Origin of the sequence: Phaeobacter sp. BS52, assembly GCF_045040595.1 — a bacterium.
Taxonomy (GTDB): Bacteria; Pseudomonadota; Alphaproteobacteria; order Rhodobacterales; family Rhodobacteraceae; genus Phaeobacter; species Phaeobacter piscinae.
This window is the reverse complement of the sequence record NZ_CP090664.1, coordinates 108266-132023: the sequence shown is the minus strand read 5'-3', so window position 1 is coordinate 132023 and position 23758 is coordinate 108266. Positions and strand designations below refer to the sequence as shown.

20 protein-coding genes and 3 pseudogenes are annotated in these 23758 nt (G+C 60.0%); 14 read left to right on the top strand and 9 right to left on the bottom strand.

Translation table 11 applies throughout. The features are described from left to right. The 3 genes from L0Z65_RS18405 to L0Z65_RS18395 are packed head-to-tail and all read left to right on the top strand — an operon-like array spanning window position 1 to window position 2440. Window positions 1-297 (top strand): hypothetical protein, encoded by a 297-nt coding sequence (locus tag L0Z65_RS18405; protein ID WP_405112717.1) that lies wholly within the window; start codon window positions 1-3, stop codon window positions 295-297. A 4-nt stretch (window positions 298-301) separates the two neighbouring features. After that, on the top strand, window positions 302-1255 hold the full coding sequence (locus L0Z65_RS18400) for a glycosyltransferase family 2 protein (RefSeq protein WP_392342199.1): 954 nt from the start codon (window positions 302-304) through the stop codon (window positions 1253-1255). A 3-nt stretch (window positions 1256-1258) separates the two neighbouring features. Next, the gene (locus L0Z65_RS18395) at window positions 1259-2440 is read left to right on the top strand and encodes a glycosyltransferase family 1 protein (RefSeq protein WP_392342197.1); all 1182 of its coding nucleotides are present in this window, start codon (window positions 1259-1261) and stop codon (window positions 2438-2440) included. Here L0Z65_RS18395 and L0Z65_RS18390 read toward each other — a convergent pair. Continuing rightward, a complete protein-coding gene (locus L0Z65_RS18390) occupies window positions 2344-3408 on the bottom strand; it encodes a glycosyltransferase (protein WP_392342195.1) in 1065 nt (354 codons plus the stop codon). The genes L0Z65_RS18395 and L0Z65_RS18390 overlap by 97 nt on opposite strands. Window positions 3409-3626: 218 nt before the next feature. Between L0Z65_RS18390 and L0Z65_RS18385 the strand changes: the two genes are divergently transcribed. Both L0Z65_RS18385 and L0Z65_RS18380 read left to right on the top strand, forming a co-directional pair. Then, window positions 3627-4787: an ABC transporter substrate-binding protein gene (locus L0Z65_RS18385; RefSeq protein WP_392342194.1), complete on the top strand. Its 1161-nt coding sequence runs from the start codon at window positions 3627-3629 to the stop codon at window positions 4785-4787. Between the two features lie 100 nt (window positions 4788-4887). Next, window positions 4888-7555 (top strand): annotated as a pseudogene (locus L0Z65_RS18380) (methyl-accepting chemotaxis protein). 90 nt (window positions 7556-7645) lie between these two features. On the opposite strand, the gene L0Z65_RS18375 reads toward L0Z65_RS18380, so the two are convergent. Together L0Z65_RS18375 and L0Z65_RS18370 are read right to left on the bottom strand one after the other, a co-directional pair. After that, complete coding sequence (locus tag L0Z65_RS18375) at window positions 7646-7945, bottom strand: AzlD domain-containing protein (protein ID WP_102898324.1); 300 nt, start codon at window positions 7943-7945, stop codon at window positions 7646-7648. Next, entirely contained in the window at window positions 7942-8658 is a 717-nt protein-coding gene (locus L0Z65_RS18370) for an AzlC family ABC transporter permease (protein WP_392342193.1), read from the bottom strand. The genes L0Z65_RS18375 and L0Z65_RS18370 overlap by 4 nt, the downstream gene beginning before the upstream one ends. An 85-nt stretch (window positions 8659-8743) precedes the next feature. Between L0Z65_RS18370 and L0Z65_RS18365 the strand changes: the two genes are divergently transcribed. Further along, window positions 8744-9220: an Lrp/AsnC family transcriptional regulator gene (locus tag L0Z65_RS18365; protein ID WP_392342192.1), complete on the top strand. Its 477-nt coding sequence runs from the start codon at window positions 8744-8746 to the stop codon at window positions 9218-9220. A 19-nt stretch (window positions 9221-9239) separates the two neighbouring features. On the opposite strand, the gene L0Z65_RS18360 is transcribed toward L0Z65_RS18365, so the two are convergent. Then, the gene (locus L0Z65_RS18360; RefSeq protein ID WP_392342190.1) at window positions 9240-10556 is read right to left on the bottom strand and encodes an MFS transporter; all 1317 of its coding nucleotides are present in this window, start codon (window positions 10554-10556) and stop codon (window positions 9240-9242) included. A gap of 68 nt (window positions 10557-10624) precedes the next feature. Beyond that, on the bottom strand, window positions 10625-11530 hold the full coding sequence (locus L0Z65_RS18355; RefSeq protein WP_405112709.1) for a LysR substrate-binding domain-containing protein: 906 nt from the start codon (window positions 11528-11530) through the stop codon (window positions 10625-10627). A gap of 123 nt (window positions 11531-11653) precedes the next feature. Here L0Z65_RS18355 and L0Z65_RS18350 point away from each other — a divergent pair. From L0Z65_RS18350 to L0Z65_RS18335, 4 genes and pseudogenes are all read left to right on the top strand, one after another. Then, window positions 11654-13282: pseudogene (locus L0Z65_RS18350) on the top strand (GMC family oxidoreductase). Next, window positions 13279-14454 (top strand): mandelate racemase/muconate lactonizing enzyme family protein, encoded by a 1176-nt coding sequence (locus tag L0Z65_RS18345; RefSeq protein WP_392342187.1) that lies wholly within the window; start codon window positions 13279-13281, stop codon window positions 14452-14454. Before L0Z65_RS18350 ends, L0Z65_RS18345 begins: the two are co-directional and overlap by 4 nt. After that, a pseudogene (locus tag L0Z65_RS18340) lies at window positions 14451-15936 on the top strand (aldehyde dehydrogenase family protein). Before L0Z65_RS18345 ends, L0Z65_RS18340 begins: the two are co-directional and overlap by 4 nt. A gap of 126 nt (window positions 15937-16062) precedes the next feature. Continuing rightward, the gene (locus L0Z65_RS18335; RefSeq protein ID WP_040169740.1) at window positions 16063-16308 is read left to right on the top strand and encodes a DUF1289 domain-containing protein; all 246 of its coding nucleotides are present in this window, start codon (window positions 16063-16065) and stop codon (window positions 16306-16308) included. A 41-nt stretch (window positions 16309-16349) separates the two neighbouring features. On the opposite strand, the gene L0Z65_RS18330 is transcribed toward L0Z65_RS18335, so the two are convergent. The 4 genes from L0Z65_RS18330 to L0Z65_RS18315 form a co-directional block, all read right to left on the bottom strand. Beyond that, entirely contained in the window at window positions 16350-16823 is a 474-nt protein-coding gene (locus tag L0Z65_RS18330; RefSeq protein ID WP_014881656.1) for a Dps family protein, read from the bottom strand. A 109-nt stretch (window positions 16824-16932) separates the two neighbouring features. Next, the gene (locus L0Z65_RS18325; RefSeq protein ID WP_392342186.1) at window positions 16933-17373 is read right to left on the bottom strand and encodes a hypothetical protein; all 441 of its coding nucleotides are present in this window, start codon (window positions 17371-17373) and stop codon (window positions 16933-16935) included. Between the two features lie 155 nt (window positions 17374-17528). Next, entirely contained in the window at window positions 17529-18197 is a 669-nt protein-coding gene (locus tag L0Z65_RS18320; RefSeq protein ID WP_096873272.1) for a GntR family transcriptional regulator, read from the bottom strand. A 93-nt stretch (window positions 18198-18290) separates the two neighbouring features. Further along, a complete protein-coding gene (locus L0Z65_RS18315) occupies window positions 18291-19316 on the bottom strand; it encodes a trans-3-hydroxy-L-proline dehydratase (protein ID WP_392342184.1) in 1026 nt (341 codons plus the stop codon). A 200-nt stretch (window positions 19317-19516) separates the two neighbouring features. Here L0Z65_RS18315 and L0Z65_RS18310 point away from each other — a divergent pair, with 200 nt between their 5' ends. The 4 genes from L0Z65_RS18310 (at window position 19517) to L0Z65_RS18295 (ending at window position 23735) form a co-directional block, all read left to right on the top strand. Next, a complete protein-coding gene (locus tag L0Z65_RS18310; protein ID WP_040182375.1) occupies window positions 19517-20128 on the top strand; it encodes a helix-turn-helix domain-containing protein in 612 nt (203 codons plus the stop codon). A gap of 147 nt (window positions 20129-20275) precedes the next feature. Beyond that, window positions 20276-21862 carry an ABC transporter substrate-binding protein gene (locus L0Z65_RS18305; protein ID WP_392342182.1) on the top strand — a complete coding sequence of 529 codons (1587 nt, stop codon included), beginning with the start codon at window positions 20276-20278 and terminating at the stop codon, window positions 21860-21862. 68 nt (window positions 21863-21930) lie between these two features. Further along, window positions 21931-22872, top strand: coding sequence for an ABC transporter permease (locus L0Z65_RS18300; protein ID WP_392342181.1), 942 nt, complete (start codon window positions 21931-21933; stop codon window positions 22870-22872). Beyond that, window positions 22869-23735, top strand: coding sequence for an ABC transporter permease (locus L0Z65_RS18295; protein ID WP_096873275.1), 867 nt, complete (start codon window positions 22869-22871; stop codon window positions 23733-23735). The genes L0Z65_RS18300 and L0Z65_RS18295 overlap by 4 nt, the downstream gene beginning before the upstream one ends. Window positions 23736-23758: the final 23 nt, after the last annotated feature.

The window sequence follows — 23758 nt, the reverse complement described above, 5'->3', positions numbered from 1 at the left end:
ATGCGACCACGGTTGCGGCAGATGGTGCCGGTGCTGAACCTCATTCTTTGCGCCATGGCGTTGGCGATCGCCCCTGTCTGGCCAGTCGCGCTGCTCTGGCCGGTGGTTTATCTGGCAGCGGTTCTGGCGGTGACGGTGGTGGCCTGTCTTCGACTGGGGGGCATCGGGGTTTGGTCCGGGGTGGCCCTCGTGGTGATGCATATGGCCTGGGCGCTTGGGCTGCTGCGGAGGATGATTGGGTTTGGCCTTCGATCTGCCTCTGGTCGGGTGAGCCGGATGCAGCGGGATGGAGGATGAGCGAATGACTGAGCGGATCTCAATCTTGCTATGTACATATCGGCGCCGCAGCGTTGTGGCGACGCTTGAGAGTCTGGCCGCGCTGCGCGCTCCGACGGGATACACGATTGATATTATCGTTGCCGATAATGACGAGGCCCCCTCCTCGGAACGTTGGGTGCGGGGGACGACGTCCTCCTGGCCGGTCAGTTATCTCCACGCGCCTGCGCGCAATATCTCGGTTGCCCGCAACGCATGTCTGGCGGCGGCGCGCAAACGGCAGTCCGATTGGATTGCCTTTGTCGATGACGATGAGGTGGTGCCTGCCGATTGGATCGAACAGCTGATGCGCCGGGCGGCGGACACCGGTGCAGATGTGATCTCAGGCCCGGCAATCGCGCGCTACCCTGCGAATGCGCCGGATTGGATGGTGGATCAGGACTGGCACAGCAATTGGCCAGAGCTGCGCCGCCCCGGGCAGACAGGAGCAGAGCAACCGCAGACCGCCCATAGCTGCAATGCGCTGATGCGATTTGCAGGTCAGCCCTGGGAGGGGCAGGTGTTCGATCTGGACCGCGGGACAAGCGGCGGCGAGGATACCGCCTATTTCTTTGCGTTGTCGCATATGGGTGCCCGGTTTGCGGTCTGTGCTGAGGCCCCGGTTTTTGAAGAGGTGGCACCAGAGCGGTTGCGTCTGGGGTGGCTGGCCAAACGGCGGTTTCGCATGGGGCAGAGCTATGCGACCGTCGCGCCCGGATCACTGGCGCGGATACGGCTGGCAGGTGTTGCGCTGGCGAAGGTGGTCTATTGCACCGGTGCCGCGCTGCCAGCCTTACCATCCGAAGCACGCCGCAATTTCTGGCTGTTGCGCGGATTGCTGCATCTGGGGGTGCTTGCGGGATGCCTGGCCCTGCCACAACCCAAGATCTATGGCGCCCACGCGGATCATGATGCTGCGTCCGAGCGGGTGCAGGGCTGAGCCATGGCGCGGCTGGTCTGCTTTGCCTCTGATCTGACCGATGTGGCACAGCTGCGGCGGCTGGCGTCATTTCAGGCGCTCGGGCATGAGGTGATCTCGGTCGCGTCGCGCAAGGGACCGTTGCCGGAGGTGAATTGGCAAAATATTGATCTGGGCGAAATTGGCCAGCATGGGCTGTTGCGACGCGGGCGGCTGGCGTTGGCCACTGCACTGCGCGATCCACGGCTGACACCGCTGGTGCGGCAGGCCGATCTGCTGGTGACGCGCAATGTCGATATGCTGGCGCTGGCGGCCGCCCTGCGGCTGCGCAGCGGCGCTACCGCACCCATCGCCTATGAGGTGCTGGACATCCATTCGCTGTTTGAGGGCGCGCGCCTCAAATCCCGAGTAGCCCGCTGGGGCGAGCGGCGCCTGTTGGCAGGGGCGGAGGTTCTGTGGCTGTCATCGCCCGGATTTCACACCGGGTATTTTGCGCCTGTCCAGGGCTATGTGGGCGCCTGGCATCTGGTCGAAAACAAAGTGGTTGTGCCCGACGACATGCCGCGCCCTGTGCCAACCCACCGGGTGCGCAGCGGTGAGGCGCTGCGGTTGGGCTGGATCGGTGCCATCCGGTGTCGCCCGAGTTTTGAGCTGCTGCTGCGCGTGGCAAAACAGATGGGTCCTGCAATTGAGGTGCATATTCACGGCAAGATCCACGACCATGTGCTGACGGATTTTCACGCCCGGATCGCTGGCCTTGGCAATGTGATGTTCCACGGGGCCTATGCCTACCCCCATGGTCTCGCCGCCTGTTATGACACTTGCGATGTCGTCTGGGCGCAAGATCTCTGGCAGCTGGGCGACCCCTCGCGGAGCGGCAATTCCGATTTGCTGCTGCCCAACCGGATCTATGAGGCGGGCTGGCATGGTTGCCCAGTCATCGCGCTTTCGGGCACAGAAACTGGCCGCAAGATTGAGGAGACTGGTCAGGGATGGATTTTGGGAAGTGCAGACGCAGAGGCGCTGATCCGACGTCTAAATGATCTGACACCGTCGGAGATTGCCGCCACTCGCCAGCGGATCGGGGAGCTGCCGGAGACAGTGTTCCGTCAAACGCCCGCAGATGTGGTGGCGCTTTTGGCCTCGGCAGGGGTGGAGCCGTGCAGCTCCGGTACGGGTGCCCCGCTGTCGAAAAGCGGCGCATAAAGTGACATGAACCGTTCGCCGCCGCGCCGCAGGGACAGGGTATCGAGCATATAGTCGCGGGGCCGGTAGGCTGGCAGAGCGGTCCAGAAACGGTCGAATTGTTCTTCGATATTGTTGATCTGAAACCGCCGCCCGCAGCGGTCATCGAAATAGGGCACCGAACTTGGGGTCACGTCGCCTTGTGCGAGAGCGCGCTGAGAGGGATCGACCAGCTCTCCCTGGTCCCATGCAAAAACCGGCAGATTGGCCGACATAGCCTCCTGATAGGCCAGACCCTGCGTCTCATGCTCGGTGCAAAACAACAACGCACGGCTATGGCTGACCAGATCGCGGTATTGCGCGGGGGTGTGGTGCCCGTAGTCCAGCTCCCGCCAGCTGAGACCACGGGCGGTCAGAATATCGCGCAGCGGTTGGATCAGGTCAGTTTCACGAGCCGTTTTCCGGTGCCAGCGCACCTTGTTGTAAAACAGCACATCAATGGATTTCGTCATGCCGGACATATCGGGCCAGGCATCCGTGTCGATACCAACGAACATCGGCGCAAACTGGGCGCGGGTCTCAATCGGATTGAGTTGGATGGGCCAGGTCGACGGGTAGGTCACCACCTTTAGGTCCAGCTGGCTGCGAATCGCAGCAAGCTCTGTTGGATCGGGAACCCGGCCGGGGCCGTAAATAGCGGGGTTTTGCAGTCCAAATCGTGCCAGCGGCGGGAGGTATCCACTCAATCCTATGGGGTGATCCGGGTGCCTGCGCGCAAAGCCAAAGTCATTTATCACCACGTCGTGGCCCAGAATTTGCAGGCTTTTGGCGAGGTTTTTGAAGGCAACATAGAACCCGGTGCGGGGCTGCGCGCCCTTCATCAGCCGATAGCCATAGCGCAGGCGCTCGCGCAGCTGTGACAGGTTTTGCCCACCCGGAAAGTCATAGGCCCTGAGGTCGTAGCCATCAAAAAACAAAGGAATTTTCACGATGGCGGGTCCTGCGTTCTAACCGAGAGTAAAGCGCAATCAAACTAGCAGTGGTCTCAGGCGACGTCGACGGTTTATGCGCGCGGCGAGGGGGCCGCTGCTTCTGAGAGATCGTTAAAATGCGCGGCGTATTGTCTTGGGCTTTCTTCTGGCGGCGGGACGCTTTGTTAACGGCTTGGCGACAGGCTGGTGCGATGTATTGGAAGGTGGAGTAAACGATGTTGCTAAGAAAACTAACAACCGCGGCTGTTCTGGCTCTGGCGGTCCCGACGCTTGGACTGGCTGAGCAGGGGGTCTCTTCGACCGAGGTGCGCTTTGCGCAGGTTGCCGCGCTTGATGGGCTGGCTGCGGCACTGGGCCAGGGAATGCAGCTGGGGCTGGAGGCGGCTTTTGCCGAAGCAAATGCCGCAGGCGGTATCCACGGGCGCAGCATCGTTTTGGAGAGCATGGACGACAGCTACGAACCGGACAAATCTGTGGCGCTGGTCAAACAGGTGATTGAGGGGGATCAGCATATCGGCCTGATTGGCGCTGTCGGCACGCCGACCGCTTCGGCGACACAGCCGATTGCGACCGAGGCGGGACTGCCCTTCATCGGACCCTTCACCGGCGCCGGTTTCCTGCGCGATGCCAGCCATGGGAATATCCTCAATGTGCGGGCCACATATGCGGCGGAAACCGAGGCTTGGATTGCCCATCTTGTTGATGAGCAGAACATGAAATCAATCGCGCTCCTGTATCAGGATGACGGGTTTGGTCGTGTTGGTCTGGCCGGTGTGACCGCCGCCCTGGAAAAGCGCGGCATGACGCTGGTGGCCGAGGGGACCTATACGCGCAACACCACCGCCGTGAAAAAAGCGCTGCTGACCATTCGTAAGGCGAAACCCGATGCGGTGGTGATGGTCGGAGCCTACAAACCGGTTGCTGAGTTCATCAAGCTGTCACGCAAGCTGAAGTTCAACCCGACCTTTGTGAACATTTCTTTCGTCGGTTCCGATGCCTTGGCAAAGGAATTGGGGGACGCGGGCGAGGGTGTCATCATCAGCCAGGTCGTGCCGTTCCCATGGGATCAGTCGCTGCCTGTTGTGGCGCAATACCAGGCAGCGCTGAAAGCGGTCGATGCTGACGCAGAGCCGGGGTTTGTGACGCTGGAGGGGTATCTGACCGGCCGTCTGGCGATCCGTGCTTTGGAGGACGCCGGGGCGGATCTGACCCGCGACAGCTATCTCGCGGCCATGGCGGGCCTGCGCGATGTGGATTTTGGCGGTGTTACCATGCGCTTTGGCCCGGATGACAATCAGGGCATGGACGATGTGTTCCTGACCCATATCACCAAAGAGGGTGGGTTTCAGCCCGTCGTCGCGGGTGGTGAATCCTAACGCAGCAATTGGTCGAGGCACATTCGGTGCCTCGACTGCCCTGCGTCTGTCCGAGTGTTCGGGCAGAGCCTAGTAGTTTTAATGACTTACGGGACTAATTATGACGACGCAGACACGTAAACGCGCGACACGGCGGTGGAACCCGTTGTCCAGTATTCGCGCCAAGATGTTTCTTATCCTGCTGGCTATGGCGGGCACTTCGGCGGCGATTGGATATGCTGTGACACAGGCGTTTGAGCAGGTGTCTGCGGATGTGCATGTCCTGACCGAGGACAAGCTTCCGGAACTGGAACTCAGCGGTCAGATGACCGCCGCCGCCGCCCGGACGAAAGATGCGATGGTTGCGGTCATGCTGGCGGACACGCCGGGCTCGCTTGACTTCGCAAAAAGCGATGTCACCGCAGCGGTCCGGGCGCTGGATGGCGTGGTGGAGCAGTTGCCGCAGGTGCTGCGCGATGAATTCAAACCGGATGTCGCTATGGTTGAAGAGGCTTTGGAAGCTTCGATCACGGCGCGCACCGTTGCGTTTAAGAATGCCGCAGCGGTAATCGCCATGATGGAACAGCTTCAGGGCCTAAGCAGTGCCATGCAGGTCACCCTCGCTGAGATGGCGGATGACGCCTATTCGAACCTCTCAAAAGGCGGCGAACAGACGATGTCAGCGGTGGACGCTACATTGGTTGATCTGGTCGAAGTCAAATTCGCCACTCTGCAATCCCTGTTGCAGGCACGGGCAGAGATCAACCTGATCTCCGGGATTGCTCTGGCGATTGGCGAAACCGAGGATCGCGCGATGCAGTCGATCCTGACGGATTTGGCAAAGGCATCGGATGGGCGCCTGAACGATGTCATTGATACGCTGGAGGTGGAGGCACCCGGTGTGGTGCCGATCTTTGCCATTCGGGATGCCGCCGCTGTATTGCAGAAAGCGGTGTCGCGTGGGCGGCTTCAGTCCAATGCCCTCCGCCAGGAAGTGCTGAGCGCGCGCCTGTCCAGTGATACGGAATTGTCGACGGCGGTCGATGATATGGTGTTTGAGGTGACATTGGCGGCTGAAGATGCCAGCGACGACAGCAAGAAGGCCATTCAGGGGCTGCTGACCAATGAGGTTGGCTTTCTCAATACGCTGCTGGAGATCAACACTTGGATCAGTAATTTTCAGGTTGCCGCTCTGGATGTGGTGACGGCGCAAGGCATCGCGCAGACCCGTGCTGCGGCGGAACCAATGGAGCAAGCGGCGGCGGCCCTGGCTGAATATAAGACGTTTGACGATGGGCGGCTTGCGTCCCAGCTCGACGAGATCATCACGATGGCGGAGCCGGATCAGGGGTTGGCGATTTTCCGTATTGCGTCGCTCACGGCGGATGCGGATGCCACCAAGGAGGCCAATGCAACCGCGAATGCAGTCTTGCAAATTGCGAGCCGCGCGTCCCTTTTGGGATCAGGCAGCCGGGGCGAAATTGCTTATATGGCCACGGATATTGCGACCACGGTCGATGAGGCCCACGCCAATATCGAACGGTTGCTGGTGATGGCCGCCGGGTTGTTGGTGATGGCATTGCTGCTGACCCATTGGCTGGTTCAACGCCCCCTGAATGCGATCAGCCGAACCACCGAACGGCTTGCCGATGGTGATCTGAGCCCGATCAATGGGTTTGACCGGACCAGCGATGAAATCTTCCGGATTGCACAGGCTCTCACGGTGTTTCGCGATGGTCTCGTTGAAAAAGAGGCGCTGTCCAAAGCCACAGAAGAGGAGCGGGCCGCTCACCAGGCCCAGCAGACCGCTGCCGTCACGGCTATCGGCAACGGTCTGGCGCGGCTGGCGCAGGGCGATCTCTCTGCCCGGATCACAGAAGAGCTGACGGAGGGCTATGCGCAGCTGCAGACGGATTTTAATCTGACGGTCGAAACACTGAGCAGCACTGTGGTGGATATGGTGGATGTGGCTTCGTCCATACGCAACGGTGCGGATGAGATCAGCCAGGCTTCTGATGATCTGTCGCGGCGCACGGAAAGCCAGGCTGCGACGTTGGAAGAAACCGCCGCCGCCTTGGATGAGCTGACCGCCAGCGTGAAATCTGCGGCCGATGGTGCGCGGTCTGTTGAGGCCACAACCCAAGATGCAAAGAGCGAAGCCGTAAAGAACGGCAGCGTCGTCAACAGCGCGGTTTCTGCCATGACAGATATCGAGGAGAGCTCCAAACATATCGCGCAGATCATCGGCGTGATTGACGATATCGCGTTCCAGACCAATCTTCTGGCGCTGAACGCGGGGGTTGAGGCGGCACGTGCTGACGATGCTTAGCCGCGGCTTTGCGGTTGTGGCCTCCGAAGTGCGGGGGCTGTCGCAACGCACCTCCGAGGCGGCGATGGAGATCAAGACGCTGATCAGCGAAAGTTCGAAAAAGGTCGATTATGGTGTCGAACTGGTGGGCAAGGCAGGCACTGCGCTGAGCGATATCGTGGCCCAGGTCGGGCAAATTTCGCAGCAGGTCTCGGAGATTGCCGATGGTGCGGCCTCTCAGTCCACCGGTCTGCATGAGATCAATATCGGCATGTCGCAGCTGGATCAGGTGACCCAGCAGAACGCAGCGATGGTTGAGGAATCCACAGCGGCCAGCCATATGCTGCGCGGCGATGCGACCAAGCTGGCGGAGCTGGTGTCAAACTTCACCGTGGCGGAGGAGAATGCATCGGCTGCTGTTGTGGAGACTCAGCAGGAAGGATGGGATGAAGATCCCGACGCCTGGAAGATGACCGGGTGACGATCTTGATCGTCAGCCTGTTCGGTCTTTTGACACCCGCAGCGGCTGATACCGCTGCGGGTGTTTGCAGATGAACGATGGCGGTCCACATCATAACAGCGCAGGGTGGGAGAGGGCCGCATAGGCTGTGACGCCTACAATCATGGTCCAGATGACGTTGTTTGTTAGTGCGGCAGTTCCCAGAGCCATGGCCGCCGCGATCCAGGTCTGGGGCGGTTGGTTGGCCAAGGATGTCGCAACCAGCGAGATCACGATCAGACCCGGCAGGCGGCCCAGCAAGGGGGCAAAGCGGGATTGCTGCACCCGATTGCCTGCAACCAGCCCAAGAACCCGGATCCCGAACGCCATCGCTGCGAGGCTCAGGATCAATCCCCATTCATTCAATGTCATTGCGCCGGTACCTTTCTGCGTGGATTAAGGAGAAGGACTGCAACGCCGGTCAGCGTACCGAGTAAAATGGCGTAGGCCGTTGGCATCTGTGCGGTGACCAAGGCGAAACTGGCAACGAAGCTTGCTGTCCAAGGCGCGAGATCGCCAGTGCCTTTCCACAGGCCTCGGGCCATCGCGATGAAGGCAGCCGTAAAGGCAAAGCTGAGACCAAAGCGCTCCAAATCACCTAAACTTGACCCGACCAGCGCGCCGAGGGCCGTTGATAGGGTCCAGACCGAAATCATCACGCAGCCGGACCCGATCAGGAAACCGGCGCCAATCTGGGGATCTTTGGCCCTTTCCGTCATTGTCAGCGCCCAGTTTTCATCACCAGTCATGTGGATCGTCAGCAGCTTTGTCCACAGCGGCAGCCCGTGCAAAAGCGGTATCAGCGAGGCCACGATCCCGATGTAGCGCAGGTTCAGTGCGGCACCGGCCAGCACCGCGCCGAGAAGAGCCGAGCCGCTGGAGAATTGTTCAACCGCAACAATCTGCGAGGAGCCGGCATGCACCAGACCGCTCATCGTGGCGATCCCCCACCACGGAAAGCCGATCTGGGCTGCCAAAACGCCAAAGGCAAAGCCATAAAGCGATGCGCCCAGTGCCAAGGGCAGAATTGCCAGCGCGCCTTGCGCCAGTGATGCGGTCGGTATGTGCGGTGTGGGATGTGTCATCACATTGTTCTATCAGCGGTGCGTGATGTTCCCAATCGCCCATTTTTGTGAATAGTGATCATGTCTGATCACATTGGCGGGAAATATGATGCAGGAAAGTCAGGTAGATGCCGCGGACCGTATGCTGTTGACGCAGCTGCAGCGGGACGCGCGCACAACGGTGCAGCAGATGGCGGAGAAAAGCGGTCTGTCCACCGCCTCAGTGCAGCGCCGCCTGCGGCGGTTGCGCGAGGCAGGTGTTCTGCAAAAGGAAGTCGCGCTGGTTGATCAGAAAAAGGTTGGGTTAGGCGTTACCGCGATTGTTTCGGTGGAGCTGGAACGGGACCGGCTTGAGCAGATTGACGCGTTCAAGCGAAAGGCACGGATTGATCCGCAGGTGCTGCATTTTTACTGCATCGCGGGTGACGCAGATTTTGTGATGGTTGTGGTGGCCCCGGACATTGCGGGCTACGAATCTTTTACCCACCGGTTTTTCTTTGCCGACAGCAATGTGCGTAAATTCCGCACCTCAATTGTGGTGTCGACTGAGAAAAGCACACAGGAGTTGCCGTTGGATATCTAGGGCCCAGACCCCAGCGCCATCACGTGCGAGGGTGCAGATCGTCAACTACGACTGGGTGCCGGTGGTGCGGCCCATGGCCATAGGCCGCCAGATGCGGGTGGTCGGCGGGCAGGTCGGGGTGATCATGCGTCGCCGCCTCAGTCTGATGGACGAGACCGGCATCGCCGCGCCAGAGCCGTGCAGCCAGCAGCAACCCGCCGCCAGCAAGGGCTCCCAGCAGCAGAAACGTGGCATCGAACCCGGCGCGTGCGCCAACCTGTCCGGCGAGCGGGTAGGTCAGCAGCCAACAGGCGTGGCTGAGCGCAAATTGGGCCGCGAACAGGGCGGGGCGATCTTCGGGCAGGGCGGACCGGCGCAGCAATCGGCCCGTGGGCGTCTGGGCCAGGCTGAAGCCAAAGCCGAGCAGGGCCCAAAGCGCCACCAGAAGGCCGAAGCTGTCGGCCCATGGGCCGATCCACAGGCCGATGGTCAACAGCGCGCCGCCTGCCAGCATTGGAGGGCGATCCGGCATATGATCCAGCACCCGCGGCAGCAGCAGGGCGGCCACCATCGAGCCGCCGCCAAAGGACGCCAGCGCGATGGCAACTTGGGGTTCATTGAGAGCAAAGCGACCTTTTACCAGCACGACGGTGTTGACGATGACCATCGCGGAGGCCGCTGCGACCACCAGGTTCAATGCCAATAGACCGCGCAGTCTTGGGGTGGCGAAATAGAGCAGGATACCACGTGTTGTCCGGGTCCAGATGCTGCGTGGTGCGCTGGGTTGCGGCGAGGGGATCGGCACCGAGACCACCAGGAGGGCAGAGGCTAGAAACCCGATCACGGTTCCGGCAAACAGCACCTGGAAACTGACGATGGTGAGAAGCGCTGCTGCAAGCATTGGCGACAGCAGGCTTTCCAGATCATAGGCCAGCCGCGACAGCGAGAGCGCCCGGGTATATTCGGCTTCGTCAGGCAGCACATCTGGAATGGTGGCTTGAAAGGTCGGCGTGAATCCGGCCGAGGCCGCCTGCATGAGAAAGATCAGGCTGTAAATTTGCCAGATCTCGGTGACGAAGGGCAGGGCAAGCGCAACAGCCGCGCGGATGAGATCAAGCATGACCAACATGACGCGCCGCGGCAGCTGGTCTGCGAGGGCGGAGGCGACAGGCGCCAATCCGACATAGGCCAGCATCTTGATCGCAAGGGCTGTACCAAGGACGACGCCTGCCTGCTCCCCCGCAATCTGCCAGGCCAGCAGGCCAAGCGCGACTGTTGCCAGCCCGGTTCCCAGCAGCGCGATGATCTGGGCCGCGAGAAGATGGCGATAGGTTCGATTTGCGAGAACAGAGAGCATGCCGACCCAAGGTGCGTTATTGTCAGGATATGAGTCGGTTCGCCAATCTGGCCCGCTCGTCGCTGACCCTAGCTGCCCGCCGGGGCAGAGGCAATCGCGGCACGGGCCAGCTCGGCACTGATGCGGGCCTGAGATTGCAGCCAGCCAACAAGTGTTCGGACCTCCGGGCGGTGGCTGTTGCGATCAGATGGCAGGACCAGATGGTGACCATGTTGGGTCGAAAGTTCCGTGAGGCTGGCGCGCACCAGCGTGCCACGGTCCAGATAAGGGCGGGCAAACACATCAGCGACCAGCGCAACCCCCAGACCCCGATCGGCAAGTTCAAGGGCGATCAGCGACTGATCGACCTTGTAGGCGGGTTCGGGAATTGCGGCCTCCGGGGTGTGGCGCGCAAAGAAATGGCGCCAGGTATCGACGACACCGGTCATTTCGATCAGCGGCAGCTTGTGCAAATCGGGATAAGGTGCGCTGCCAAGCAGGCTGGGCGCGGCAACCGCGATCACCTTGTTCTGCATCAAGGGTAGGACGGCTCCATCGCGCCAGCTGCCATCACCATAACGAATGTCGATATCGATGGCTTCCCCTTGGGACAATTCGCTCCACGAGGAGGACAGCACCCGCAGCCGACTATCGGGATAACGTGTTTTGTACTCCTCAAGCAGCGGCATCAGCCACAGAAGGTTCAGCGAGGTTAGACAGCGGAGCGTCACCTCCTGCTGGATCCCGTTGCCAAAGAGATTCCAGGTGGTGGCGTCGATATCCGCAAATGCTTTGGCCACGATTGGCAGATAGGCATGTCCCAGACGGGTCAGGTTGAGCAGTTTATGGTCGCGGTGAAACAGCTTGTGTCCCAACTGCGCCTCCAGCCCGCGCACCTGATAGCTGACCGCGGAGGGGGTGAGGCCCAGCTCCTCCGCAGCCTGTGTGAAACTGCCGTGGCGGGCGCTGGCATCAAAGGCGCGAAGCCAGGTCATCGGGGGAAGATCGCGATACATTCGGCCAGAATACCTTTGCTGCGAATTTTTTTAAGGTGTTGACGAATTATTTTTCGTTTCTGGATTTGTCACGTGCTTTGTAACGATCTGACGACAGGTGATATGCGGGCGATCAGGCAAGTGACGGGATTTGATTACATCATTGTTGGTGCGGGATCTGCGGGATGTGTGCTTGCGGATCGGCTGAGCCGATCCGGGCGGCATAAGGTGCTGATCCTGGAGGCAGGCGGGCGGGGGCGCTCGCCCTGGATTGCCCTGCCGCTGGGGTATGGCAAGACGTTCTTTGATCCAGCGGTGAACTGGAAATTTGAGAGCGAGCGCGAGGAGGCGTTGGCCGGGCGCGCAGGGTATTGGCCGCGTGGCAAGGGTGTTGGCGGCTCCGGCGCGATCAATGCGCTGGTCTATGCGCGGGGAGTGCCGCAGGATTTTGACGATTGGGAGGCCGCTGGCGCCACAGGCTGGGGCTGGAAAGTTGTTCGGCAGTGCTACGAGGCGATGGAAACCCAAGTGGGGCCGGATGGGCAACGTCACGGAACTGGCCCGCTGCATGTGCAGGATGTGTCGGATCAGGTCCACCCGGCGAACCGGCATTTCTTTGCGGCGGCGGCTGAACTGGGCCTGCCCAGCACCGATAATATCAATGATGCAAGCGGTGAAGGCGCGACGACCTATCGGATCAATACCAGTGGCGGGCGGCGCATGCATTCCGCGCGGGCGTTTCTGGCCCCCGCGTTGAAGCGCAAAAACGTCACCTTGATGACTGACGCTCTGGTAGAACGGATCACCTTTGACGGGCGCCGCGCTGTTTCGGTTCAAGTGCGCTAGCGGGGGAGGTCCATGTCGATAGCAGCGGGACGGGAGATTATTCTCTCTGCCGGGGCGGTTGCCTCGCCCGGGCTGTTGCAGAGATCCGGCATTGGCCCTGCGGAGTTGTTGCGTCGGCATGGAATTGAGATCGCTGATGATCAGCCGCAGGTCGGCGGCAATCTGCAGGATCATCTCGGGATCAACTACTATTTCCGCGCCACTGAGCCAACATTGAACAATGTCCTGTCACCGCTGACGGGCAAGATCCGCGCGGCGCTGCACTATGCCCTTCGGCGGCGGGGGCCGCTGGCGCTGTCGGTGAACCAATGTGGCGGCTATTTCCGCAGTGGGCAATCGCTGACGCGGCCTGATCAGCAACTCTACTTCAACCCGGTGACCTATACGACGACACCGGAGGGCAAGCGCGAGGTGATCCGTCCCGATCCCTTTGCCGGGTTTATTCTCGGCTTCCAGCCAAGCCGTCCCACAAGCCGGGGGCGGATCGATATTTGTAGCGCTGATATTTCCACAGCACCGCTGATCCGGCCCAATTCGCTCGCAACCGAGGAAGATCGCGCGCAGGTCATTGCCGGTGGGCGGCTCTGTCAACGGCTGGCCACGACCGCGGCGCTAGACGGGCTGATCGAGGCGGCGATGGGGGCGGATCTGCGACAGATGACGGATGCGGATATCCTGGCTGATTTCCGCGAACGCTGTGGCACGGTGTTTCATCCCATCGGAACCTGCCGCATTGGCACAGATACCGGCACAAGCGTTGTCTGTCCGAAGCTGAAACTACATGGGTTTGATGGTGTTCGGGTGGTGGATGCCTCGGTCTTTCCCAATATCACGTCGGGCAATACCAATGCCCCAACCATGATGCTGGCCCATCGGGCCGCTGATCTTATTCTGGAGGCCGCATGAGCACGCCCTATTCAGCATCTGGCGCTGTCCCGGTTGGGGCCGGTCGTGGTAAAGACGACAGCGGCCCCCGGATACGTCGTATTGAAACCTTCTGCAGCCCGCTTGTCGGCTTTGTCCGAATGACATCTGAGGACGGGCAGCAGGGCTGGGGGCAGGTTTCGACCTACAACAGCGATCTGACCTGTGAGATTCTCCATCGGCAAGTGGCGCCCTGGGCTTTGGGCCGGGGCATGGATGCGATAGAAGCGGTGATCGCGGAGATCCCGCTGCGAGAGCACAAATATCCCGGCACCTATTTGCGGCGCGCAATGGCGGGGCTTGATACCGCGGTTTGGGATTGGCGGGGCCGGGTGGCGCAGAAGCCTGTTGCGGAATTGCTGGGTGGATCAGCCGGTCCGATCCGTGCCTATGCGTCGTCGATGCGTCGCGACATCACGCCTGAAGATGAGGCGGAGCGGCTGAAAGCACTGCGCGATGATCTCGGGTTTGATGCCTTCAAGGTGCGGGTTGGCGCCGAATGCGGCGAAGACCGCGACGAATGGCCGGGGCGGACAGAGGCTATTATTCCCCAGATCCGCGCCGCACTGGGGGACGGTGTGGCGCTCTTGGTTGATGGCAACTCCGGGTTCTCGCCCAAACGCGCGATCGAGGTGGGGCAGCTGCTGCAGGAGTATGGCTATGAGCATTTTGAGGAACCCTGCCCCTATTGGATGCTAGAGCAGACCGCAGAGGTGACCCGTGCGCTGGATTTGGACGTGGCAGGCGGTGAGCAGGATTGGGATTTGCAGACCTGGCACCGCATGATCGAGATGCGCGCGGTCGATATCATACAGCCTGATATTCTCTATCTTGGCGGGATGACGCGGAGCATGGAGGTGGCCCGGCTTGGCGCTGCCGCCGGGCTTCCCTGCACGCCTCATTGCGCAAACCTGTCGATGGTGACGCTGTTCACGATGCATATGCTGCGCGCCGTTGATCTGCCCGGGCGTTATCTGGAGTTTTCAATTGAGGGCGCGGATTATTACCCCTGGCAGCGCGATCTTTTTGTCACCGACCCGTTTGTGATCAGTGATGGGCAGGCCGTGGTCCGCGATGTGCCGGGATGGGGTGTCGAGATCAATCCTGAGTGGCTGGCCACGTCGAAATACACCTGTAGTGAGGATACCCGATGAGCGCTGATCAGTTGAGTGCGGCCTATTTCGAGACCGGGACGCTGCCCGATCTGCCGCGTGATCATTTCATTGATGGGCGGGCTGTTGCATCTGAGGCTGGGGGGCGGATGGAGAGTTTTGACCCCGGACGAGGCATGGCCTTTGCTGACTTTGCTGCGGGCGATGCGGCGGATGTTGATCACGCGGTCACCAGCGCCGTAGCCGGGTTTGAGGTCTGGAGTGCGACACCGCCTGCGCGGCGCTGCGCCATCCTGAACGAAGCCGCCCGGCTGATGCGGCAGGAGGCGGAGCGTTTCGCCGTTGTTGAATGCGTCGATAGCGGCAAGACCCTGGCAGAGGCGCGTGGTGATATCGCGGGGTCTGCCCGACTGCTGGAATATTACGCCGGCGCTGCGGACAAATTGGATGGGCGCAGCGTGAACCTCGGCAATGACAATGCTGCATTCACCCTGCGCGAACCGGTGGGCGTGACCGCGCATATCGTGCCGTGGAACTATCCGACGTCAACCCTGGTTCGCGGTATCGCGCTTGCCGCTGGCGGCGGGGTGTTCTGCGGTTGTTAAACCGGCGGAGACAACGCCGTTCACGGCCCTGATGATCGCCGATCTGCTGATCCGCGCGGGGCTGCCTGCGGGCGTGGTCAATGTGGTGACGGGCACCGGACTTGCTGCAGGCGCGCCGCTGGTTCGGGATCCGCGTGTGCGGCATGTCACCTTCACCGGATCGGTGGCCACCGGCGTTGGTGTGATGCAGAGTGTCGCCCCCAATGTGACCGGGCTGACATTGGAGCTGGGAGGTAAGTCCCCTCTTGTTGCCTTTGGTGACGCGGATGTGGATGCCGTGGTTGAGGGCGCGCTCTGGGCAATTTTCTCAAACGCGGGGCAGATCTGTTCGGCTGGGTCGCGGTTGGTGATCCACCGCAGTCTTCATGCCGAGGTGCGTGACAAACTGGTGGCGCGGGCGCAGATGTTGCGGGTGGGCCATGGGTTGCGCGGGCCGGATATCGGTGCGGTAAATTCCGCCCGGCATTTGGCGCAGATAGCTGATCATGTCAGCCGCGCCCGGACTCGCGGCGTCGAGATTGTCACCGGTGGTGAGGTTCTGACCGATGTTGAGAGTGGCGCGGGCTGGTTCTATGCGCCGACCATCCTGGATAACCTTGCGGCCACTGATGATGCCGTCCTGCAGGAGATTTTTGGCCCTGTGTTGGCAATTCAGGTTTTTGACGACGAGGCAGAGGCGCTGGCATTGGCCAATGGCACCGAATTTGCGCTGGCGGCGGGTATCTATACCAAGGATATCGCAACTGCGCTGCGAATGGCGCGGCGGGTTGATGCCGGGCAGGTGACCGTCAATGACTATTGGGCGGGCGGGATTGAGCTGCCGTTTGGTGGCAATCGTAAATCGGGGTTCGGGCGAGAGAAGGGGCTGGAAGGTCTGGATGCCTATACCAGAAGCAAGGCAATTACGTTGGCCGTTTGACCAATTGCGCTGCGGTTGGGCGCAGAATTGTTTAAAATCGACAAAAACACTCGTCTTTATGGTTGCAGTGGCGTCGGAGTCATCCCATGTGTGTGCCGAATTGCCCGGTAACGCATAAGGTCAGATATGCCCAAGACGCCCAGCCCCTGTATTGATGTCTGTAAATTCAAACGTGAGGGTCACTGCATCGGCTGTTCGATGACCAAAGCGCAAAAATCACTCTTCAAGGGGTTGAAGAAGGACAGCCATCGGCGGGCCTTTGTCACCATGCTGACCTCGCAGCAGGGGCAGTTGGGCAAATACACCCATTGGGATATCGCCTACCGCAAAAAGCTGGAGAAACGAAAAATCGCGGCCGAGGAAATACTCTGACCGCGATCAATCTAGTGTTGCCAAACCTGATTTGCTGAGGCTTAGCCTGCAAGATGTGAGCGCAGGAACCAGGCGAATTTCTCATGTGTCTGACCGCGCGCGATGCACAGATCCTCGGTCAGTGTGTCTCCATGATCGGCGGCCAATGCACCGCAGCCCGCGAGAGTTGAGGCCAACGTCTCTTGTGCTTCCATCATGATGCGGATCATTTCCTGATCTGTGGCATGGCCGTCATGCTCGGCCACTTTGGAGCGTTTCAGCATCCCGGCCAAGGTCCCTTCGGCGTGGACGTCCAGCGCGCGCACACGCTCCGCCAGATCATCTTGTCCGAGGAAGTGATCTTCGTAGATCTTTTGGAACAGATCATGCAGAGGGCCAAATGCCATACCTTTGACGTTCCAGTGAAAATTCTGGGCCAGCATCGTGGTGACAGCGGTTTCTGCCACGGATTGGTTCAGCGCGTCGGCGATTGCTGTTTTTGCATCGGTCGAAAGTGCAGCAGCGGTCTGTGTCATCGTGTTCCCCATTATTCCGTAATAAAATAGCTGGCTGGCAGGAAGCTGGCTTGCTGTAAGCCATACAATACCCGACACGACGCATAGATCAAGAGTTTTTAGAACGATTCTAAATCTGAGGAAATTGCTCGGAAATACGCCCCAGCAAAAACCCGATGTAACGGCGACGGGCGGGGTCGATTTGCGACCTCAGTAGAAAGCCGAGGCTGTCGTAATCCTGCGCAGAGACGCGTGACAGGCAGCGCAACACCCAAGCTTCGTCGAATGAGATCTCTGTGGTGCCGGGGCGAAACCATTTGATTCGGCGCGGCATTGCCTCAGGCAGGCATTTTACAAATGTGTCGATATAGGTGCGCCTGGCGTCTTCGCCATCAACGCAGAGCAGGGCGCAGGCCTCGAACAGGTCAGTGCGCGCGGCAGCTCGGCACCCCATCGCGGCAAGACGTAAGGTGTTGAGAATGCTATATTCATGTTCGTTGAATGCGGGCGCTTGGCGCAAGTCATCAGGGGCCTGCGCTTGCGGCAGGGGCAACGTCTGCACTGGCATCATAGGTGGTGGATCCGTCTGCTGAAACCCCGGGTCGGGCGGTCTGAATAATTCCTGACTAAATATATTGGTTTTAAGTGCGCTCACAAGAGGGGAAGATGCGCTTCCTGCGGAATTCACGCAGTGCCCACTGTTTGGCGTCGACGGCAGCGCCGGGGTTAGGCGCGGTTTTCGGCGACCAATGTCAGCAGCTCTTCTTTGGTGCGGGAAATATGCCGTGTCAGGGCGGCGCAGGCGGCATTGACATCGCGCGCTTCGGCCAGGGCCAGCAGCTCGCGATGCTCTGCCTTGGCGGGCTCGCGCTGTTTCATCACGCTTAGATGCATGCGGATGAACCGGTCGGAGTGGAGGCTGAGGCGCTGCAGCATCTCATTGGTCAGTTTGCGTTCAGCCGCAGCATAAAGTGCGGAATGATAGCGGTGGTTCAATGCGCCCCATGTGGCGACATCGTCGGCGTCGTAGGAGGCGTCCATCTCGTCCAGGATCTGACTGCATCGGGCAAAATCCGTGGTCGTCATTGCCGGAATTGAGCGACGGAACAGATCGACCTCGACCAGAATACGCAGATCAAAGATCTCTGCGATTTCGCGCAGCGAGTGTTTGGTTACCGTGGCCCCGCGATTGTTTGTGAACAGTACCAAACCTTCGGCGTCCAAGCGTTTCAGCGCCTCGCGCACAGGCATGCGCGACACGTCATATTCCTCGGCCAAAGCCTCCTGACGGATTGGTTCCCCCTCCGCCAGTTCGCCGCTCAGGATGCGTTCACGCAGATCAGCGGCGATAACGTCGGGGAGAGTGTTGCGGGAGATGGCACGCCTGGCTGCCATTGAGACCTCATCAGTGGTGGTTGCGTCTGGTGCCTTTCGGCAGGGGTGGGCCGGGTGTGCCCTTTTGTGGTCGACCGATCAAGAGGATCCGCATCACGCCCCCCAGGTGTCACTCAGGCGATAGCCTGTTGGCCAAGGATCGTCAGGGTCGAGCATGTGTTGGTGGGTGCCGGTGATCCACCCCCGCCCACTGATTTCGGGTATGATTGCGGCGAGGTCACCCACGGTGGTTTGCGCCGCGATGCGGCCCTTAAAGCTTGAGCCGATGATAGAGATTGCCTCGAAGTCCTGTTCTGCGGTCATCTGCCCCTTGGCCAGCATAAGAGCCATCCGCGCTGATACAGCGGTACCGGTCGGAGAACGATCAACCTTACCGGGTTGGATCGTCACGGCGGAGCGACTGCGCAGGCCGGTTGCTGTCGGTGTGAGTGGTCCGCAGAATGCGCAGAAAGAAATATGCGCCCAGTCCGGGTTTGTGGGATGGGCAAACCCCAGCTGCTCATTGGCTGCCTCAAGGATGCGGCTGCCGATCTCGGCCAGCGTTTTGGCGTTTGTCTCGCAGATCTCAAGCTCCAGATCCGCAGCCTGAACCACCACAAAACTGTCGCCGCCATAGGCGGTATCTACATACAGCGTTCCGATCCCGGGTACATTCAACGGAACGCCGATTTCGCCAGCAAAGCTGGGGACATTTTGAACATAGATACGCTGCGCCTTGCCGTCCCTGCATTCGGCGCGGACGCGGACCAACCCACCGGGCGCCTCCAGCGTGAGATGGGTCTCCGGCTCCTGCATTGGCAGGATGCCACTGTCCAGCAGGACGGTGGCAACGCAGATCGAATTTGACCCCGACATCGGCGGCGTGAATTCTGGTTCCATTATAATGAAACCCATATCGGCATCCGGATGTTTCGGTGGCACGAGAAGGTTCACATGCCGAAACACGCCGCCGCGCGGTTCGTTTAGCACGAAGTTCCGCAGGGTCTGATCTTCTGCGATGAAAGAGCGCTGCTCCCAGAGGGTGGCGCCGGGCGGCGGGGCAACTCCGCCAACGATGACATCGCCCACTTCCCCCTCGGCATGAGCAGAAATTACATGTACGGTCTTGGTGCTGCGCATCGGGCCTCACTGAGGTTGGAAACAAGCGAAACGCCTCGCGTGGTCAATCGCAGGCTATTTCTGATGTAGCACTTCAACAAATTTTAGTATACGTTTTCCTAGCACTCGCGGTCCCGCTATCCGCAGGCCACCCCGGATGATCGGCTTGATGGCTTTGGATGGTATGATGCGAGGCTCGCCAAAATTTTCAGGATATCGACATGGACGTCTCAGGCACGCGCAAAGCAGGCACCAACAAAAGAAGCCGGAAGAAAGACAACCCTGAACAGTTGGGCCATGCCATCCGCCGTCGTCGCAAGGCGATGGGAATGACAATGGTGCAGGTTGCCGAGGAAACCGAGCTGACGCCCGGCTTCATCTCACAGGTGGAACGCGGCATCAGCACGCCGTCGTTGTCGTCTCTGTTGTCGATTGCCGCCTCTCTGCAGACCACGGTGGAGCAACTGCTGAGTGTTGAGGAAGAATTCCGCGAATATATTCATAAGGATAATCGGCAAACCTACGCGTTGGGCGTGAACGGCAGGCTTTACGAGAAACTGGGGCCGGGGTTCTCAGGCGCGCTGTGCTATCCGTCCATCATCCACCGACCACCTGGCCATGTGTCAGAAAAAATGTGCCATGAGGGGGAGGTGTTCTGCTATCTGATTTCGGGACAGCTCGAATATCATCTGGGCGACGCTGTGCATATCATGTCACCGGGGGACACTGTCCATCATGACTGCTCAAAACCACATTATTCGATTGTGTTGAGCGAGGAAGAAGCCGTCGAACTCTGGGTCAGCACCATGCCGATGAAGAGCGCGTCACCCTGACGGATTGTGCGGATCTGGTTTCATCGGCGGAATGAGCACCCCGATACTCTCATAACGCGTTTTTGCTAAAAATAATTTTAGTAATTTTAAAACTCGCGCTATGCTCCCTCCCATGAGACGGAGAATCGATCTGGGAGGATCTCACAAATGACAAGAAAACTGGTGGCGGCTGCGGCCGCCCTAACCACAGTGTTGACCACGCCAGCCCTGGCGCAGGATCGCGGCGGCGTGCTGAATTTCGCCCGCTATGATGGCTCCACGCTGATTGACCCGATCTATGCTGATCGGAACCCAGATATCTGGATGGTTGGCAGCCTGTTTGATACCTTGCTGCGCCCCAGTCAGGATGGGAACTCCGTCGTACCTGGCCTCGCCGAGAGCTATACCGTGTCAGAAGATGGCACCACCGTGACGCTGACCCTGCGCGAGGGCATCAAATTTTCCGACGGAACGCCGCTCACTGGAGAAGATGTGGTGTTTTCGCTAAATCGCGCGCGTGATGCTGATCTGAGCCCTTGGGCGGGTCTTCTCGGAACATTGGATACAGTTGCCAATAATGGCAGTGAGATCACGCTGACGCTTTCGGCGCCCGACCCCACGATCCTGTCGATGCTCGCCACCTTCACGACCGGCATTGTGTCCAAGGCGATGTTCGAGGCCGCCGATGGCGCGACCGATCAGGAGAAATCCGCTGCTATATTTGCCGCGAAAAATGCTGGCGTTGGCACTGGGCCCTTTTACCTCTGCGGGTTTGAACAAGGGACCTCGATGGATTTCTGCGCCAATGAACACTACTGGCGCGCAGGTGCGGACGGCAAACCGCTGCCCTATCTGGAGGGTGTGCATTTTGAAATCATTCCGGATGACGCCACCCGCATCCTGAAGCTGCAGGCGGGCGAGATGGACGCGGCAGAGTTTATCCCGTTTTCACGCGTGGCTGAGCTGGAAGCGGATCCGAAGATTGATATGAATCTGTTCCCGTCAACCCGGATTATCTACTCGCCGATCAATACGCGTCCGACGCGAGCGGATGGGTCACCCAACCCACTGGCCGATGCGCGCGTGCGCCAGGCGCTGAACTATGCCACCAACAAGAAGGCGCTGATTGGCCTGGTGCTGCAGGGGGCTGGCAAGCCGATGACCTCGCCGTTGATGGCGGCTGCGACGCAGCTGGCCACTGAGACCGATCCGCTCTACGGGTATGACATGGACAAGGCCAAGGCGTTGATTGCCGAGGCCGGTCTGGCACCGGGCACTGAGATCACCTTTACCACTCTGGCCGGTTCCGCTGATGACAGCACCATCTTTGCAGCGCTGCAGCAGATGTGGGCGCCTCTGGGCATCCAGCTGAAGGTGGAGCAGGTGGACAATGCCACCCGTGGTGCCAAAAACCGGTCGGGCGAGTTCGACATCCACACCTATGGCTGGGTCAATGACGTGAATGATCCAAGTCAGGTCACCGGTTGGCTGGGCTATTTCCCCACGGCGAAGGCAGTTGGCACGGGCTGGGAGAACGAGAAGTTCAACAGCCTGTTCGAAGCCTCGGCGACGGAAATGGATGCAGAGTCCCGCGCTGGCCAATACGCCGAGATGCAATCGATCTATGCAGAGGCGGCGCCATTGCTGTTCATGTACGAGACGCCGTTTGCCGTGGCCGTGGCCGAGAGTGTCAGCGGATATGTGCAGACGCCGTTGGGCAACAACCTGTTCGAGGAGGCGTCGATCAACCGTTGATCGACTGCTTTGGACAACCAAGCGCCGTCAACCCACCTGGTTGACGGCGCCGATGAACGGATGCCGAAATGGCCACTATTCAGTATGTTCTCAAGCGCCTGGCGCTGATGGCGGTGACCTTCTTTTTGGTCATGATCATCATCTTTTTGCTGGTGCGCCTGTTGCCGGGGGATCCGGCTATCGCCATTGCAGGGGATCGTGCGTCTGACGCTGATCTGGCTGCCATTCGCGAACGATTGGGGCTGAACCAACCCCTGGTGATCCAGTTCTGGCAATTCCTGTCCAACACCGTTCAGGGGGATCTGGGGCGTTCGATCCTGATGCGCGCACCGGTGCTAGATGTGATTGCCAGTCGCCTGCCAACGACGCTGTTTCTGACCACCTATGCGGTGGCCTTGTCCGTGCTGATCGCGGGGCCGCTGGCTTTTGTTGCGGCACTCAACCGGGGGCGCTGGCCAGATGCGGTGATCCGAACCGTCTTTCAGGTCGGTCTGTCGATGCCGGTGTTTTATATTGGACTGATATTGCTCACCTTTCTGGCGGCGCAGCTGCGCTGGTTCCCGGTGGGCGGATATGGCGACAGTTTTGCGGAACGGCTCTACCACCTGTTTCTGCCGTCGGTGGCGGTGGCGCTCTATACCTCTGCGATCATCATGCGGAACCTGCGGTCGGCCATCGTTGAGGTGGTGGATGCGGAATATGTTGAATTTGCCCGCGCCAAAGGGCTGTCGGCCTGGCAGATCCTTGGACGGCACGTGCTGCGAAATGCGCTGATTTCCACGGTCACGCTGCTGGGTTTGTCCATTGGCAATCTAATGAGCGGCACTTTGGTTACCGAGACGGTATTTGCCGTTCCGGGGGTGGGCCGGTTGATGTTGGAGGCGATTTTTGCCCGTGACTATCCGCTGATCCAGGGGCTGACCCTGACCTTTGCCGTGCTGGTGTCGATCGTGTTCCTGCTGACCGATCTGATCCAAAGCGCCCTAGACCCGAGGATGCGTCTGACATGACTGATGCCACACTCCAGTCGCCCGAGGCGACGCGCCCGCAGCAGAGCCGGTGGCAGATTGCCCTGCGCAAACCCGGCTTCATGATTGGTGTCGCGATTATCGCAGTCTCGACGCTGCTGGCCATCGCGCCGGGGCTGTTCGCCCCATATGATCCCAACTTCATTGACTATAACGCGGTGCGCCAGCCGCCGAGCTGGGCGCATCCCTTTGGCACTGACATGTTGGGCCGGGACAGTTTGAGCCGGGTGATCTCGGCCTATTCGGTGAATATGCAGATGGCGGTTCTGGCCACGGTCTTTGCGATGCTGATTGGCGTCACCATAGGCGCATTGGTTGGATATTATCGTGGTATTGCGGACATGATTTTTGGCCGGGTGGTGGACGCGGTCATCACCTTTCCGTTTCTGGTTCTGGTGATTGCGGTTGTTGCCGTACTGGGGCCGGGACTGGTCAACATGTATATCGCCATCACAGTGGTCGGCTGGGTGTATTACGCACGCCTGATGCGCGCCGAGGTGATCACCCAGATGGGCAACGATTATGCCTCAGCAGGGGTGGTGATGGGGTATTCCGACCGGCGGGTTATTTTTCGCCACCTCCTGCCCAATGCGATCACCCCGGTGATTGTCTACTGGATGACGGATATGTCGCTGGCAATCCTTCTGGGATCGTCACTGGGATACCTCGGTCTGGGCGCGCAGCCACCGCAGGCGGAATGGGGTGTGCTGATCGCTGAGGGGCGCAATTTCATCACCACAGCCTGGTGGCTGAGCCTGATGCCGGGCATCGCCATCGTCTTAACGGGTATCGGATTTTCACTGATCGGTGACGGGCTGGCTGATCTGCTCCGGCCCCGTGGCTGACCCGTGACAAAGGCGGGGGAAGG

Bases quoted from the DNA above. Each gene is read 5' to 3' on its own strand.
- L0Z65_RS18330 (WP_014881656.1), bottom strand. From the start codon at position 16,823: ATGACACAGACCGCTGCTGCACTTTCGACCGATGCAAAAACAGCAATC.
- L0Z65_RS18405 (WP_405112717.1), top strand. From the start codon at position 1: ATGCGACCACGGTTGCGGCAGATGGTGCCGGTGCTGAACCTCATTCTT.
- L0Z65_RS18375 (WP_102898324.1), bottom strand. From the start codon at position 7,945: ATGACATTGAATGAATGGGGATTGATCCTGAGCCTCGCAGCGATGGCG.
- L0Z65_RS18385 (WP_392342194.1), top strand. From the start codon at position 3,627: ATGTTGCTAAGAAAACTAACAACCGCGGCTGTTCTGGCTCTGGCGGTC.
- L0Z65_RS18315 (WP_392342184.1), bottom strand. From the start codon at position 19,316: ATGCGCAGCACCAAGACCGTACATGTAATTTCTGCTCATGCCGAGGGG.
- L0Z65_RS18305 (WP_392342182.1), top strand. From the start codon at position 20,276: ATGACAAGAAAACTGGTGGCGGCTGCGGCCGCCCTAACCACAGTGTTG.
- L0Z65_RS18395 (WP_392342197.1), top strand. From the start codon at position 1,259: ATGGCGCGGCTGGTCTGCTTTGCCTCTGATCTGACCGATGTGGCACAG.
- L0Z65_RS18400 (WP_392342199.1), top strand. From the start codon at position 302: ATGACTGAGCGGATCTCAATCTTGCTATGTACATATCGGCGCCGCAGC.
- L0Z65_RS18355 (WP_405112709.1), bottom strand. From the start codon at position 11,530: ATGACCTGGCTTCGCGCCTTTGATGCCAGCGCCCGCCACGGCAGTTTC.
- L0Z65_RS18370 (WP_392342193.1), bottom strand. From the start codon at position 8,658: ATGACACATCCCACACCGCACATACCGACCGCATCACTGGCGCAAGGC.
- L0Z65_RS18365 (WP_392342192.1), top strand. From the start codon at position 8,744: ATGATGCAGGAAAGTCAGGTAGATGCCGCGGACCGTATGCTGTTGACG.
- L0Z65_RS18295 (WP_096873275.1), top strand. From the start codon at position 22,869: ATGACTGATGCCACACTCCAGTCGCCCGAGGCGACGCGCCCGCAGCAG.
- L0Z65_RS18310 (WP_040182375.1), top strand. From the start codon at position 19,517: ATGGACGTCTCAGGCACGCGCAAAGCAGGCACCAACAAAAGAAGCCGG.
- L0Z65_RS18345 (WP_392342187.1), top strand. From the start codon at position 13,279: ATGAGCACGCCCTATTCAGCATCTGGCGCTGTCCCGGTTGGGGCCGGT.
- L0Z65_RS18360 (WP_392342190.1), bottom strand. From the start codon at position 10,556: ATGCTCTCTGTTCTCGCAAATCGAACCTATCGCCATCTTCTCGCGGCC.
- L0Z65_RS18335 (WP_040169740.1), top strand. From the start codon at position 16,063: ATGCCCAAGACGCCCAGCCCCTGTATTGATGTCTGTAAATTCAAACGT.
- L0Z65_RS18320 (WP_096873272.1), bottom strand. From the start codon at position 18,197: ATGGCAGCCAGGCGTGCCATCTCCCGCAACACTCTCCCCGACGTTATC.
- L0Z65_RS18325 (WP_392342186.1), bottom strand. From the start codon at position 17,373: ATGATGCCAGTGCAGACGTTGCCCCTGCCGCAAGCGCAGGCCCCTGAT.
- L0Z65_RS18300 (WP_392342181.1), top strand. From the start codon at position 21,931: ATGGCCACTATTCAGTATGTTCTCAAGCGCCTGGCGCTGATGGCGGTG.